The 13,416-nt window shown below is 68.1% G+C and carries 13 protein-coding genes; all 13 read right to left on the bottom strand.

The window, feature by feature from the left end; all coding sequences use genetic code 11:
* Position 1: 1 nt before the first annotated feature.
* The 13 genes from atpA to rho all read right to left on the bottom strand — a co-directional run bounded on the left by atpA (position 2) and on the right by rho (position 13,312).
* The gene (gene atpA / locus G6N25_RS16545) at positions 2-1,666 is read right to left on the bottom strand and encodes a F0F1 ATP synthase subunit alpha (RefSeq protein WP_083073486.1); all 1,665 of its coding nucleotides are present in this window, start codon (positions 1,664-1,666) and stop codon (positions 2-4) included.
* A gap of 68 nt (positions 1,667-1,734) precedes the next feature.
* Positions 1,735-3,075 carry a F0F1 ATP synthase subunit B/delta gene (locus G6N25_RS16540; RefSeq protein ID WP_083073487.1) on the bottom strand — a complete coding sequence of 447 codons (1,341 nt, stop codon included), beginning with the start codon at positions 3,073-3,075 and terminating at the stop codon, positions 1,735-1,737.
* 6 nt (positions 3,076-3,081) lie between these two features.
* A complete protein-coding gene (locus G6N25_RS16535; protein WP_083073552.1) occupies positions 3,082-3,594 on the bottom strand; it encodes a F0F1 ATP synthase subunit B in 513 nt (170 codons plus the stop codon).
* 21 nt (positions 3,595-3,615) lie between these two features.
* Positions 3,616-3,861, bottom strand: a complete 246-nt coding sequence (locus tag G6N25_RS16530; protein WP_071509226.1) for a F0F1 ATP synthase subunit C — start codon at positions 3,859-3,861, stop codon at positions 3,616-3,618.
* A gap of 97 nt (positions 3,862-3,958) precedes the next feature.
* A complete protein-coding gene (atpB, locus tag G6N25_RS16525) occupies positions 3,959-4,714 on the bottom strand; it encodes a F0F1 ATP synthase subunit A (RefSeq protein ID WP_083073488.1) in 756 nt (251 codons plus the stop codon).
* Positions 4,707-5,174, bottom strand: a complete 468-nt coding sequence (locus G6N25_RS16520; RefSeq protein WP_083073489.1) for an ATP synthase subunit I — start codon at positions 5,172-5,174, stop codon at positions 4,707-4,709. The genes atpB and G6N25_RS16520 overlap by 8 nt, the downstream gene beginning before the upstream one ends.
* Positions 5,175-5,427: 253 nt before the next feature.
* Positions 5,428-6,654, bottom strand: a complete 1,227-nt coding sequence (locus tag G6N25_RS16515) for a glycosyltransferase family 4 protein (RefSeq protein ID WP_083073490.1) — start codon at positions 6,652-6,654, stop codon at positions 5,428-5,430.
* Between the two features lie 95 nt (positions 6,655-6,749).
* The gene (locus tag G6N25_RS16510) at positions 6,750-7,403 is read right to left on the bottom strand and encodes an L-threonylcarbamoyladenylate synthase (protein ID WP_083073491.1); all 654 of its coding nucleotides are present in this window, start codon (positions 7,401-7,403) and stop codon (positions 6,750-6,752) included.
* Between the two features lie 48 nt (positions 7,404-7,451).
* Positions 7,452-8,315, bottom strand: coding sequence for a peptide chain release factor N(5)-glutamine methyltransferase (gene prmC / locus G6N25_RS16505; protein ID WP_083073492.1), 864 nt, complete (start codon positions 8,313-8,315; stop codon positions 7,452-7,454).
* Positions 8,312-9,385, bottom strand: a complete 1,074-nt coding sequence (prfA, locus tag G6N25_RS16500; protein ID WP_083073493.1) for a peptide chain release factor 1 — start codon at positions 9,383-9,385, stop codon at positions 8,312-8,314. The genes prmC and prfA overlap by 4 nt, the downstream gene beginning before the upstream one ends.
* A gap of 98 nt (positions 9,386-9,483) precedes the next feature.
* Positions 9,484-9,729: a 50S ribosomal protein L31 gene (gene rpmE, locus G6N25_RS16495; protein ID WP_083073494.1), complete on the bottom strand. Its 246-nt coding sequence runs from the start codon at positions 9,727-9,729 to the stop codon at positions 9,484-9,486.
* 169 nt (positions 9,730-9,898) lie between these two features.
* Positions 9,899-11,467 carry a fatty-acid--CoA ligase FadD1 gene (gene fadD1 / locus G6N25_RS16490; RefSeq protein WP_083073495.1) on the bottom strand — a complete coding sequence of 523 codons (1,569 nt, stop codon included), beginning with the start codon at positions 11,465-11,467 and terminating at the stop codon, positions 9,899-9,901.
* 12 nt (positions 11,468-11,479) lie between these two features.
* Positions 11,480-13,312, bottom strand: a complete 1,833-nt coding sequence (gene rho, locus G6N25_RS16485; protein ID WP_083073496.1) for a transcription termination factor Rho — start codon at positions 13,310-13,312, stop codon at positions 11,480-11,482.
* Positions 13,313-13,416: the final 104 nt, after the last annotated feature.

The following is a 13,416-nucleotide window of genomic DNA, read 5'->3' as shown; positions in this document are numbered from 1 at the left end:
GCTACTTCTTTTCCTTCTTCTCTACCTTTTCCGGCTTGGGCTTCTTGACCGTCACCGATTCCTTTTCCAGGTTTTCCTTGTCCATCGCCTCGACGTGCTCGTCGGGAACCACCGACCCGCCGTCCGAGGCGGCGAAGCCCTTCTTGAATTTCTTGATGATCTTTTCGAGTTCCTCGGCCGTCTCGTCGGAGAGCTTTCCGCTGTCACGGATTCCGGCCAAGATCTTCCCCTCGGATGCCCGCATGTGGTCCAGCAGTTCGGTTTCGAACCGCCGGACGTCCTCGACCGGCACCGAGTCCAGGTGGCCGCCCGTGCCCAGGAAGATCGAAACCACCTGCTCCTCGACGGGCATGGGCTGGTACTGCGGCTGCTTGAGCAGCTCGACCAGCCGCGCGCCGCGGTCCAGCTGGGCCTTGGAGGTGGCATCCAGATCGGAGGCGAACGCGGCGAAGGCCTCCAATTCGCGGAACTGCGACAGGTCCAGACGGAGACTTCCCGCCACCTCTTTCATCGCCTTGATCTGTGCGGCACCACCGACGCGGGACACCGAGACACCGACGTTGATGGCCGGCCGCACCCCCTGGTTGAACAGGTCGGACTCCAGGAAGCACTGCCCGTCGGTGATCGAGATGACGTTGGTGGGGATGTAGGCCGAGATGTCGTTGGCCTTGGTCTCGATGATCGGCAGGCCGGTCATCGAGCCGCCACCGAGCTCGTCGGAGAGCTTGGCGCAGCGCTCCAGCAGCCGCGAGTGCAGGTAGAACACGTCGCCCGGGTAGGCCTCGCGGCCGGGTGGGCGGCGCAGCAACAGCGAGATCGCGCGGTACGCCTCGGCCTGCTTGCTCAGGTCGTCGAAGACGATCAGCACGTGCTTACCGTCGTACATCCAGTGCTGGGCGATCGCCGAACCCGTATACGGCGCAAGCCATTTGAACCCGGCGGAGTCCGATGCGGGCGCCGCGACGATCGTGGTGTAGTCCATCGCGCCGCCCTCTTCCAGCGCGCGGCGGACGGCGGCGATCGTGGTGCCCTTCTGCCCGATGGCCACGTACACGCACCGCACCTGCTTGCGTTCGTCGCCGCTCTCCCAGTTCTGCCGCTGGTTGAGGATCGTGTCGACGCAGACGGCGGTCTTGCCGGTCTTGCGGTCGCCGATGATGAGCTGGCGCTGGCCGCGCCCGATCGGGGTCATGGCGTCGATGGCCTTGATCCCGGTCTGCAGCGGCTCCTTCACGCCCTGACGCTGCACCACCGAGGGCGCCTGGATCTCCAGCGCGCGCCGCGTGTCGGTCTCGACGTCGCCCTGCCCGTCGATGGGCTCGCCCAGTGGATTGACCACGCGGCCTAAGAACCCGTCGCCGACGGGCACCGAGAGGACCTCGCCGGTGCGCTTGACCTGCTGGCCTTGTTCGATCTTCTCGAAGTCACCGAGGATCACCGCGCCGACGCTGTGCTCGTCGAGGTTGAGCGCGACGCCGAGCACCCCGCCCGGGAACTCGAGCAGCTCCTGGGTCATGACGGACGGCAGGCCTTCGACGTGGGCGATGCCGTCCCCGGCGTCGACGACGGCACCGACTTCCTCGCGGGAGGTGTCGGCGGTGAAGGAACTTACGTACTCCTCGATGGCGCCCTGGATGTCGTCAGCGGAGATTGTCAACTCTGCCATGGGTTTTCGTCTTCCTACTTGATCTTCGTCTTAGCGTGGTCTCTGATGGTCTGTGGTGACTGGTTGGTTCAGTCGGGCACCTGGGCCCGGGCCGCGGCCAGGCGCGACGAGAGTGTCCCGTCGATCACCTCGTCAGCCACGGTGATGAGCAGCCCACCCAGCAACTCGGCGTCGATCCGCAGCTGCAGCGTCACCGGATGACCGTAGATGCGGCTGAGAACTTCCGCGAGACGAGTGCGCTGCGCGGCGCTGAGTTCGGCGGCCGCGCCGACCTGCGCGACGATTTCGCCGCGGCGCGCCACCGCAACCTCCGCCAGGAATTTCATGGCTTCCTCGGCCGGCTCGCCTCTCAGCAGCTCGACGGTCTGGGCGAGCAGTGCCGCCACGACCGGGTTGACCCCGCCGGTCGCGTTCTCGAGCACCGCGCGCAGCAGTCCCACCCGACCCTCGGCCGGAACGGCGTAGTCGCCCAACAGGATCGCGAGCCGCGGCTGCGCGTCGAGGATGCGGGAAAACCTGAACAGCTGGTCTTCGACCTCGTCGACCCGGTCCTCACGTTCGGCGACTTCCAGCAGCGCCTGCCGCGACACGTGCTCGATGGCATCGATCAGGTCGGGGCCGGCCGACCAACGCTCCGATACGGCCGCCCGCAGGACGTCGAGCGTCGCGTCGCCGACTTTGCCGGAGACGAGGCGCTCGACGAGCCGGACCCGGGGGGCAGCGTCCTCGGCGGGCACGGTGAGATACCGGGTGACCACGATCTCGCGACCCAGCAATTGCGCCACCGACACCAGCTCGCTGGAGACGGCATAAAGTCCTTTGTTGTCAAGGCTTTTGGCGATGACGCCGAACCGGTCCGACAGGTTGATCAGGGCCTGCCGGCTGGCCGAGCGCATCTTCGTCAGCAGCGGGTAGGCGACCTCGGCGGACGCCGGCGCCATGGCGTCGAGGTCGTCGAGGAACCGATCCACGGTGGCCGACCGTTGCGCCGCGTCGGCGACGTAGTTGCGCACCAACTCCCCCGCCTGGCGCACGGATTCGTGGCCCAGCTCCAGGCGGAGCTGACGGGTCAGCTGCGCCCGCAGCAGCTCGGCCTGGCGCGCGCCCTGTCCCTTGATGCGTTCCGCCTCGACGTCGGCCTGGGCCGCGAATTGCTCGGTGATCCGTTGCGCGTCCACCTGAGCCTCGTCGACGACTCGTTTCGCCTCCGACGCGGCGGCCTGCACGGCCTTGCTGTGCGCTGTGGTCGACTCCGTCAGCCGCTCGGCGGCCGCGGCGGCGTCGGCCAACTGCTGGCGCACCACGTTCTGCCGGGCCGTCATCAAATTGCGCACCGGCGGCACGACATACCGCACGACCAGGAACACGATGACCGCGAACCCGACTAACTGTCCGATGAAAGTCGACATTGATGATTACCTTGTCGCAGCGGAGGTGGTGACGTCGACGCCGAGGATTCGACTGGCCAGGGTCGCCGACATGGCTCCGACGTTGGCGCGCAGATCCAGTTCCGCGACGTCCCTTTCCCGCTTCAATTGTTCGGCGGCCACTTGCACCGTCGACATCACCTCTTGCTCGGCATGGGCACGCGCGTCTTCGACGACCTTACGGCCTTCCGCCCTGGCGTTGTCGCGGAACGACGACGCCTGCACGCGGGCTTCCTTCATCGCCTCTTCGTAATCGGCCTGGGCGGCCTCGAACTGCTCGGCCGACTTCTTGTTGTCGGCGGCGGTTTTGGCGACCATGGCGTCGCGCTCGCGCAGCACCTTCAGGATCGGCGGCACGACGAAAGTGCCGATGACCGCGAGCACGATCAAGAAGATGGCCAGTACGAAGAAGAAGGTGCCGTTGGGGACGAGGAAGTTGCTGGTCTTGCCTCCCTCTGCCGCCTGGCCGGTCGCCAGGACCATCGGGTTCACTTCACCCATTTGCAACCCATCACGCCCTGACTACGTGACGGGGGTGGCGAAGACGAACAACGCCATGAAGGCCAGGTTGATGAAGTAGGCCGCCTCAACCAGACCGACGGTGATGAAGAACGGCGTGAACAACCGGCCCTGCGCCTCGGGTTGCCGGGCGATGCCCGAAACCAGCGCGTTACCCGCGATACCGTCACCGATACCGGCACCGATCGCACCGCCGCCCATGATCAGTCCACCACCGATGAGGGCACCGGCAGCGATAGTGGGGTCCATTCTTTCCTCCTTTGTTCAGCTTTATCTGCTGGCTTATCCGGTAGCGGTCTACCAGGCCTCTGTAATAGCGTGCGGGCAGGGACAATTCGTGGTGGTCTCAGTCATGATGCTCGTCGAGCTCCATCGCCTGGCTGAAGTACAGGATGGTCAGGATCGAGAAGATGAAGGCCTGGATCGCCCCGACGAACAGGTCGAACGACTTCCAGATCGCGTTGGGCGCCCACATGATGTACGGCGGGAAGAGCGCGATCAGCGCCACCAGGATGCCGCCGGCGAAGATATTGCCGAAAAGTCGGAGCGACAACGAGATCGGCTTGGCCAGCTCTTCGACCAGATTGATCGGCGCCAGGAACACCACGTGCCCCTTGAGCACCCTGATCGGGTGCCCGATGATGCCACGGCGCCAGATCCCGGCCACGTGGTAGCAGACGAACACGAAAAGGGCCAGCGCCAGCACGTAATTGATGTCCGCCGCCGCCGATTTGAGTAGCTCCGTGGTGTGGCCGGACTTGTCGGTGTACTGCAGCGGCAGCACCGAAAGCCAGTTGGAGATCAGGATGAACACGAAGATCGTGACCGCCAGCGGCAGCACGAACGGCGCGATCCGCATCCCGATGGCGCCCTCGATCTGGTTGCGCATCTGTATGGTGAGCGCCTCCCAGAACAATTGGACTCCACTGGGAACACCGCTCGAGGTGATCTTGGCGCGCAGGAAGAAGGCCAGGGCGATGACGATCACCGCGGCGATCGCCGTGGAGAGCACCGTGTCGGTGTTGACGGTCATCCCGAGCCACGTCGCCGTGGTGTGCTCGCCGACCTCGATTTGGGCACCGGCCAGGATCGTCTCAGTCATCGCTGGCGCTCCTCGGTTCCGCCGCTTCCGGGTCCGACGAGGGTGCCGGCTCGCCGGTGCGCAGCTTCTTCCAGACCGGCAGCGCGGTCGACGCGACCAAGAGCACCTGGAAGAGCGCGAGTCCGAAGACCACGCCCAGTCCGGCGGGCCGGAAGACGTAGGCGAGGATCAGCCCGATGATGGTGATGATCGCCAGCCGGGACGCCGAGTTGACCGCCATCGACCTTTTCAGCGGGTGATCCCGGGCGGTGATGGATCCCACCGAACGGCGCACCAGGAGCGCGTTGAGCAAACCCAGCAGCAAGCCGATGCCGAAGAACACCCCGGCCATGAGGTGGCCCGCCCATCCGGCGGCGAGCATGGCCACCGCGGTGATCCCGACGCTGATCACAAGGAGTCGAGCGGGGCGGAAAGCAACAGAGGGAAACACCAACGGCGCGTCCTGCGCTGGTGTCGTCACTGCAGCACCTCAATCCCAGGTAGTGGAGCGGAGATCCGCCGATCGACCGATCGGTGGCCCGCCGAGCGTATCGCACGTCACACTGGAATCACCCAAGGGGTAGCTCCCTTTGTCGGTCGTGAATCGGCGCCATCGGATAAGCGTCCGACGGGCCGGCTGGCCGGCAACCCTCGAGGCTTCTTTTCGGGGTTCTACCTGCACCGTACCATACGGCGGGCACCACTACTACTAGGTGTCGTAGGCTCGTCTGGTCCTAGTCCAAGTCCACGTCTTGGTAGTCGTCGCGGCGGCGCAGGAGCGGAATCGCCGTCGCCACGCCCGCGACGACAATCGCGCCGAGCATGACCGCCGCGGTGTCGCGCGGGTCGAAAAAGATCGTGCTCGCGGCGCCGAACGCGACAATGCCCACCCAGAGATAGATCAGCAGCACCACCCGGCGATGCGAATGACCGATCTGCAGCAACCGGTGGTGCAGGTGCATCTTGTCGGGGCTGAACGCGCTGCGGCCCGCGCGGGTGCGGCGCACGATCGCCAGCAGGAGGTCGAGCATCGGCACGAAGATGACGGCCGCCACGAGCAGGAACGGTGACAGCAGAGCAAACACGTCGCGAGCGCCGTAGGCGTTCTGCGAGACCGGGCCGGCCGCGGTCGTGGAGGCGGCGGCAAGCATCAAGCCGATCAGCATCGACCCGGAGTCGCCCATGAAGATCTTGGCCCGGTGGAAGTTGTGCGGCAAAAAGCCCAGGCAGGCCCCCGCGAGCACCACCGAGATCACGGCCGGCGGATAGAACAGCACATCGCCGCCGTGGTCGCGCAGCAGCCCGACCGAGAACATGCAGATCGCCAGCGCCGTAATGAGTCCCAGGCCGGCGGCCAGTCCGTCGAGCCCGTCGACGAAGTTCATCGCGTTGACGACCGACACGGTCAGCGCCAACGTGAGCAGGATCGACGACGCCTGGTCCAGCACGATGGTGCCGACCCCGCCGATGGGGATGTACAGGACGCTCCACGCGACGCCCATGGTGACCAGCACGCTGGCCGCGGTGATCTGACCCGCGAACTTGGTCAACGCGTCCAGGCCCCACCGGTCGTCGATCAGGCCGATGCCCATGATCACCGCGCCCGCCACCAAAACCGCGGGCATGCCGGTGGAATAGACGAACCCCCGGGTGAGCGCCGGAAGCTGCGACGCCAGAAAGACGGCCGAGACAACGCCGAGGAACATGGCCAGCCCGCCCATCCGCGGCGTCGGCGTCACGTGCACGTCGCGTTCCCGCGGGTAGGCGACCGCCCCCAGTCGGGTGGCCAGCACCCGCACCGGTCCGGTCGCGAAGTAGGTGATGATCGCCGCGGTCAGCCCGACCAGCGCAAGCTCGCGCAGGGGGACGCCGGCGCCGCGATCCGACAGGGCGAGGAACCCGCCGGCGAGGCTGGTTAGATCGCTGGCCGGGTCGCTGGACACCTCGAGACCGTACTGCACCAACCTGAGACGCGGACAACGGCGCCGCTCTCACGCCGAGCGTGCAACCGTTGCGAAAAAACTCGCGAAACGTCGCCCTGAGCGCACGTTCGGCGCTAGGCGGTCAGGCTTCCCGCGTCCACCCCGAGCACCTCGGCGATCCGTTCGGCGCTCACCGGTCCCGCCCGCAGGATGCGCGGCGCGGTTTCGGTCAGGTCGACGATCGTGGAGGCGGCCTGCTGCTGCGACGGGCCCGCGTCGAGGTAGACGCTGACGAGATCGCCGAATTGGCTGCGGGCCTCGTCGGCGTCGACCGCGGCCGGCCGGCCGGAGATGTTGGCACTGGACACGGCCATGGGCCCCACCTGGCGCAGCAGCTCGATCGCGACCGGGTGCAACGGCATCCGCAGCATCACGGTGCCGCGGGCGTCGCCGAGATCCCACTGCAGCGACGGCGCCTGGGTCACCACGAGGCTCAGCGCGCCCGGCCAGAACGCGCGGATCAGTTCGCGGGCCCCGTCGGGCATGGTGTAGACCAAACCCTCGATGGTGTGCCACGAGCCGACCAGCACGCCCACGGGCATGTCCCGGCCCCGTCCCTTCGCCGCCAGCAGCGCGGCCACCGCCGAGCTGTCGAAGGCGTCGGCGCCGATGCCGTACACGGTGTCGGTTGGCAGCACAACCAGCCGGCCGTTCTTGAGCGTCCCCGCCGCCGAGTCGATTCCAGCCGAACGCTGGTCGGGGTCAGCACAGTCGAACACCGCGGTCATGGCGCCGCTCCTCCTCATCCCTTTCGCTCTGCATCGTCGCGGCGCGGGTCATCTGCGCCGCTCTCCTCTTTTGCGGGCCGTCACGAATCTCGGCCGGCCGGCCAGGTCTCGGCGGGCCTCGATGTCGTCGAAAAGCCCTGTGGCCTGGACCGATTCGACGGTCTGTGACGACGTGGTGTCGTCGTGCTCGACGGCGAACAGGCCACCCGGGCGCAGCCAGCGCCCCGCGAGGCGGACGACGGCCCCGATCACCGCCATCCCGTCCTCCCCGCCAAACACCGCGTGCGGCGGGTCATGGTGGGCCACTTCGGGTTCCAGGGCGACATCGTCGGGAACGTAGGGCGGGTTGGCCACCACCAGGTCGACGCGTCGATCCAGCTCGGGAAGCAGGCCCGGCTCGGCGACGTCGGCGCGGACGAGCTCCACGGCGGTGCCCTCCGCGTTGCGGCGCGCGTATTCGAGGGCCGCGTCGGAGTCGTCGACGCCGATGACCCGCGCCTTCAGTCCAAGGGTGGCCCGGTGGTGGGCCAGCGCCACCGCCAACGCGCCGGATCCGGTGCACAAATCGACGATCACGGGCCGCTCCGGGAGTCGTTGCGCGGTGGCCCATTCGAAGATGGCCTCGGTTTCGGGGCGCGGCACGAACACACCGGGGCCGACGCGCAGCAGCACCGGGCCGAACGCCGCCGTCCCGGTGAGGTGCTGCAGCGGCACCCGCCGCGAGCGCGCGGCCACGATGTCGCGGTAATGCCCGAGGAATTCGTCGCCGGGCGACTCGAGCAGGGCCAGCCGGCCGCGTTCGGTGCCCGCCAGGTGGGCGGCCAATTCCTCGGCATCGAAACGCGCGGAATCGATTCCCGCTTCGGCGAGCCGCGCCGCGGCGGAGTCGATCGCGCGCCGCAGGGAGGTCATGCCCGCTGCAGCCGGGACTGCTTGTCGGCGGCGCTCAGCGCGTCGAACAGCGCGTCGAGGTCGCCGTCGAGCACCTGGTCGAGATTGTGTGCCTTGAAACCGATTCGGTGGTCGGTGATCCGGTTCTCCGGGAAGTTGTAGGTGCGGATCCGCTCGCTGCGGTCGACCGTGCGGATCTGGCTGGCCCGATCCGCCGACGCGTCGGCCAGCGCCTGTTCCTCGGCCAGCGCCTGCAGGCGCGCCGCCAGCACCTGCAACGCCCGCGTCTTGTTCTGCAGCTGCGACCGTTCGTTTTGGCAGGTGACGACGATCCCGGTGGGCAGGTGCGTGATCCGCACCGCGGAGTCGGTGGTGTTGACGCCCTGGCCGCCCTTGCCGGACGAGCGGTACACGTCGATGCGCAGGTCCGACTCGTCGATCTGGACCTCGCCGACTTCCTCGGGCTCCGGATAGACGAGCACGCCCGCCGCCGAAGTGTGCACGCGGCCTTGGGATTCCGTGACGGGGACGCGCTGCACCCGGTGCACGCCGCCCTCGAACTTCATCCGCGACCACACCCCGTCGGCGGAGTCGCCCTTGCCGGCGATGGCGAGCGTCGCGTCCTTGTACCCGCCCAGGTCCGAGGTGGTTTCGTCCAGCACCGTCACCGTCCAGCCATGCCGCTCGGCATAGCGGATGTACATCCGGGCCAGGTCGGCGGCGAACAGTGCCGATTCCTCGCCGCCCTCACCGGATTTGACCTCGAGGACGATGTCGTCGGCGTCATGCGGGTCGCGCGGGGCCAGCATGTCGGTGAGCTGGGTGTCCAATTCGGCCACCCGCGATTCCAGCTCGGTCACCTCATCGGCGAACGACTCGTCGTCGGCGGCCAGCTCGCGGGCGGTCTCCAGGTCGTCGCGCGCGGCGGTGAGCTTGCGGTGCGTGGCGACGATCGGGGCCAACCGGGCGAACCGGCGCCCCGCTTTGCGGGCCTCCTCAGGCCTGCTGTGCAATTCGGGATCGGCCAGCGCATGCTCGAGCTCGGCGTGTTCGGCGAGCAGCACGTCGATCGTCTGTACCGGCTGCGTCATGTCACACCTCCTGCCCGGTGGGCGAACTCTTTACGGCACACGCGAACCGACGCCCGGCCTGCGCGGGTGCACGCACAGTTCGGGCGTCGGCGACCCGGCTATTTGTCGGTGCTTTCGGCGTTCTCGGCGGCAGCGGCTTTGCGCTTGCCGTAGCGCTTTTCGAAGCGGGCCACCCGGCCGCCACTGTCCAGGATCTTCTGCTTGCCGGTGTAGAACGGGTGGCACTGCGAGCAGACCTCGACGACGATGCGGCCGCCCGGCTTGGTGCTGCGGGTTTGGAAGGTGTTGCCGCATCCGCAGAGCACCGTGGTCTCCTCGTAGGAGGGGTGAATGTCAGCTTTCATGATGTCCTCTTCGATCGTTTGCCGCCCGGCCCCCGTCGCGAATTCGACGGTCGGGCGTGAACTCCGCGAACCTGAGGTGGTTCTGGGTGGTCGGGGCTCGATTATGCCAGGTCAACCGCCATCACCCCAAACACCCAGATGCGCCCGCGCATTCCCGGCGGCCTTTGGGCTACCCGTAGGCCCCGCCTCGCCCGCCGCGCGTCCAGACCACACCGCTGCCGGGGGCCGCGCCGCGGGCGGCCAGCTCGCGCTTGAGGATCTTGTTGGTCGCGGTGGTCGGCAACCGGTCGGTGAGCCAGACGTGGCGGGGCCAGGCCTTGGGCGACAGGTCGGGCTGCGCGGCAAGGAAGCGGCCGAACTCCTCGGGCGTCAGATCGGCGTCGTCGGCCAGCACGATCGCCGCCATCACCTGATCGCCGGCGTGTTCGTCGGGGACTGCGTACACGGCCACCTGGCTGATCGGCGTCAACCGCTGCAGGATCCGTTCGATGGGGGCCGTGGTCATGTTTTCGCCGTCGACGCGCAACCAGTCGCCGCTGCGTCCGGCGAAGTAGATCCACCCGTCGGCGTCCCGGTAGGCGAGGTCGCCCGACCAGTACATGCCGTGGCGAAGGCGCGCGTCGGTGGCCTGCGGGTCGTTGTAGTAGCCGGCGAACAGCCCGGCGCCGGTGGTGTTGACCAGCTCCCCTATCGCCTCGTCGGCGTTGGTGAGCGCGCCGTCGTCGCCGAAGGTGGCCACGGGGCACTCCGCCACGGTCTCCGGGTCGTAGATGGCGACGCCGGGGAAACCGCGTCCGAGCGACCCGGGCGGGCAGCCGTCTTCTCGGGTGATGATGATCGCGCCCTCGGTGGAGCCGAAGCCGTCCCACACCGTGCAGTCGAAGCGCCGACCGAATTCGGCGATGTCGCGGTCGCTCGCCTCGTTGCCGAAGGCGACCCGCAGCGGGTTGTCGTGGTCGTCGGGTTTTTCGGGGGTGGCCAGGACGTAGGCCAGGGGTTTGCCGACGTAGTTCATGAACGTCGCCCCGTACCGGCGCAGGTCGGGCAGCAGCCCCGACGCGGAGAACGTCGCCGGGACCATGGCCGCGCCGGCGCCCACCGCCACGCTCCATCCGGCCAGCAGCGCGTTGGAGTGAAACAGGGGCATCGACAGGTAGCACACGTCGGAGGGGCCGATCCCGAACCGCGCGATCAGCGTGGTGCCGGCAAACACCACGGTCAGGTGGGTGACCTGCACCGCCTTGGGCTCGCCGCTGGTTCCGGAGGTGAAGATCATCATGAAGGTGTCGGTGGGCTCCACCTCCCGATACGGTGCCAGCGTTCCGGCACCGTCCAGCAGCGTCAACCACGATTCGCCGGACACGTCGAGGACCCGCACGCCGGGCAGATCGAGTCCGTCCAGCAATTCTTTGTGCGCCGGATCGGTGAGTAGGAGCTGGCAGTCGGCGCGCAGGATGTCGGCGGCCAGTGCGGCGCCGCGACGGGTGTCGTTGATGCCGCACAGGACGTATCCGCCCAGCGCCGCCGAGGCCATGGCCGTGACCATCTCGGGGGTGTTGCCCAGCAGCGCGCCGACGTGCAGCGGACGTCCCGGCTCGGCGACCCGGATCAGCGCGGCCGCGGTGCGGGCGGCGTCGGCCAGGTGCTCGCGCCAGGTCCAGACCCGGTCGCCGTATTTCAGCGCCGGTGTGTCCTGGTCCAAACGCTGACGAAGCAGTTGTTGCAGCGTCTCCGCCACGGCCGGCGTGGGTTAGTCGTCGTTCATCGATCCAGGCGTCGTCTTGGACACCTGCACCAGGAACTCGTAATTGGTCTTGGTCTTGCGCAGCTGCGACATCAGCAGGTCGATGGCCTGGTGGGGGTCCAGACCCGACAGCACGCGGCGCAGCTTGTGCACGATGGCGAACTCGTCGGGCGACAGCAGCAGCTCGTCCTTGCGGGTGCCGGAGGGGTTCACGTCGACCGCGGGGAAGACGCGCCGCTCGGAGATCTTGCGGTCCAGCTTGAGCTCGGCGTTGCCAGTGCCCTTGAACTCCTCGAAGATGACCGTGTCACCGGTGGAGCCGGTCTCGACCATCGCGGTGGCGATGATGGTCAGCGACCCGCCTTCCTCGATGTTGCGCGCGGCGCCGAGGAAGCGCTTGGGCGGGTACAGGGCGGTGGAGTCGACGCCACCGGACAGGATCCGGCCCGACGCGGGCGACGCGTTGTTGTACGCGCGGCCGAGGCGGGTGATCGAGTCGAGCAGCACCACGACGTCCTTGCCCTGCTCGACGAGCCGCTTGGCGCGCTCGATGGCCAGCTCGGCCACCGCGGTGTGGTCCGACGGCGGCCGGTCGAACGTCGACGCGATGACCTCGCCCTTGACCGAGCGGGTCATGTCGGTGACTTCCTCGGGCCGCTCGTCGACGAGCACGACCATGAGGTGGCATTCCGGGTTGTTCTTGGTGATCGCGTTGGCGATGTCCTGCAGGATCGTCGTCTTGCCGGCCTTGGGCGGCGACACGATCAGGGCCCGCTGGCCCTTGCCGATCGGCATGATGAGGTCGATGACCCGGGTGGTCAGCCGATCGGGGGTGGTCTCCAGGCGCAGCCGCTGGTTGGGGTAGAGCGGCGTCATCTTGCTGAAATCCGGCCGCTTCTTGGCGTCTTCGACCGGCCCGCCGTTGACGGTGTCCAGGCGCACCAGCGGGTTGAACTTCTGCCGCTGGTTGGGCTGCTCGCCGTCCCGGGGCACCCGGACCGCGCCGGTCACCGCGTCGCCGCGGCGCAGGCCGTTCTTGCGCACCATGTTCATGGACACGTAGACGTCGTGCGGGCCGGCCAGGTAGCCGGAGGTGCGCACGAACGCGTAATTGTCGAGGACGTCAAGGATTCCGGCGACCGGCTGGACGACGTCGTCCTCGCGCAGTTCGGCGTCGGCGCCGTCGCCCGAGCGTTCGCCGCGGCGCCGGCGGTCGCGGTCGCGGAACCGGCGGCCGCGCCGGCCCTGACGGCCCTCGCCGTCGTCGTCCTGCTGGTTCGAGCCGCGCGACTGCTGACCGCCGCCGCCGTCCTGCCCGCGCTCGTCGGCCTTGGTGTCGCGTTGGCCCTCTTGGCGGTTGTTGGCGGCGCCTGCTGTGCGCTCGCGGCCGCCCGAGTCGTCGCGATCCGGCTCCTCGGCCGCGCGGGCGGGCGATCCCGCGCCGCGGGAGGCGCCGCGGCGTTCGCGGTGCGATGCCTCGGCGGTGGAGCCGTTCTGCTCCGCCTGAGCCACCGGCGCGTCGGCCGGCGCCTCGGTGGCGGCGGTGTCGGGTTTGCCGCTGTCCTGCGGGGCGGCCGGGGCCGACGTGCCGTTGGCCTGTCCCCTGGTCTCCTGTATCGCGGTTTCCTTTATCGCGGCGATGAGTTCGTTCTTGCGCATGCCCGACGTGCCCCTGACGCCGACCTGGTTAGCCAGCGCACGCAGCTCGGGCAGCACCATGGTGGACAGGGAGCCGGCCAAGGCGTTGGTCTTGACGTCGGGTGTGTTTGTGGTCACGGCGTTCGGCACCCGATTGCTATCGGTGCTTTCGCCAGCCGTGAACAGGTCCGTATCAGTCACGGATTTCCTTTCTTCCCCCGCTGATCAGCTCATACGGGGGTCGTTGCATTCAGCCAATTCGCCGAGTGCGCCCAATCATCGACTCTGCAACGCTGATCGCCAGG

Source organism: Mycobacterium heidelbergense (genome assembly GCF_010730745.1).
GTDB lineage: Bacteria > Actinomycetota > Actinomycetes > Mycobacteriales > Mycobacteriaceae > Mycobacterium > Mycobacterium heidelbergense.
Note: the sequence above shows the minus strand (reverse complement) of the source record. Positions and strands in the feature narration are given on the sequence as shown.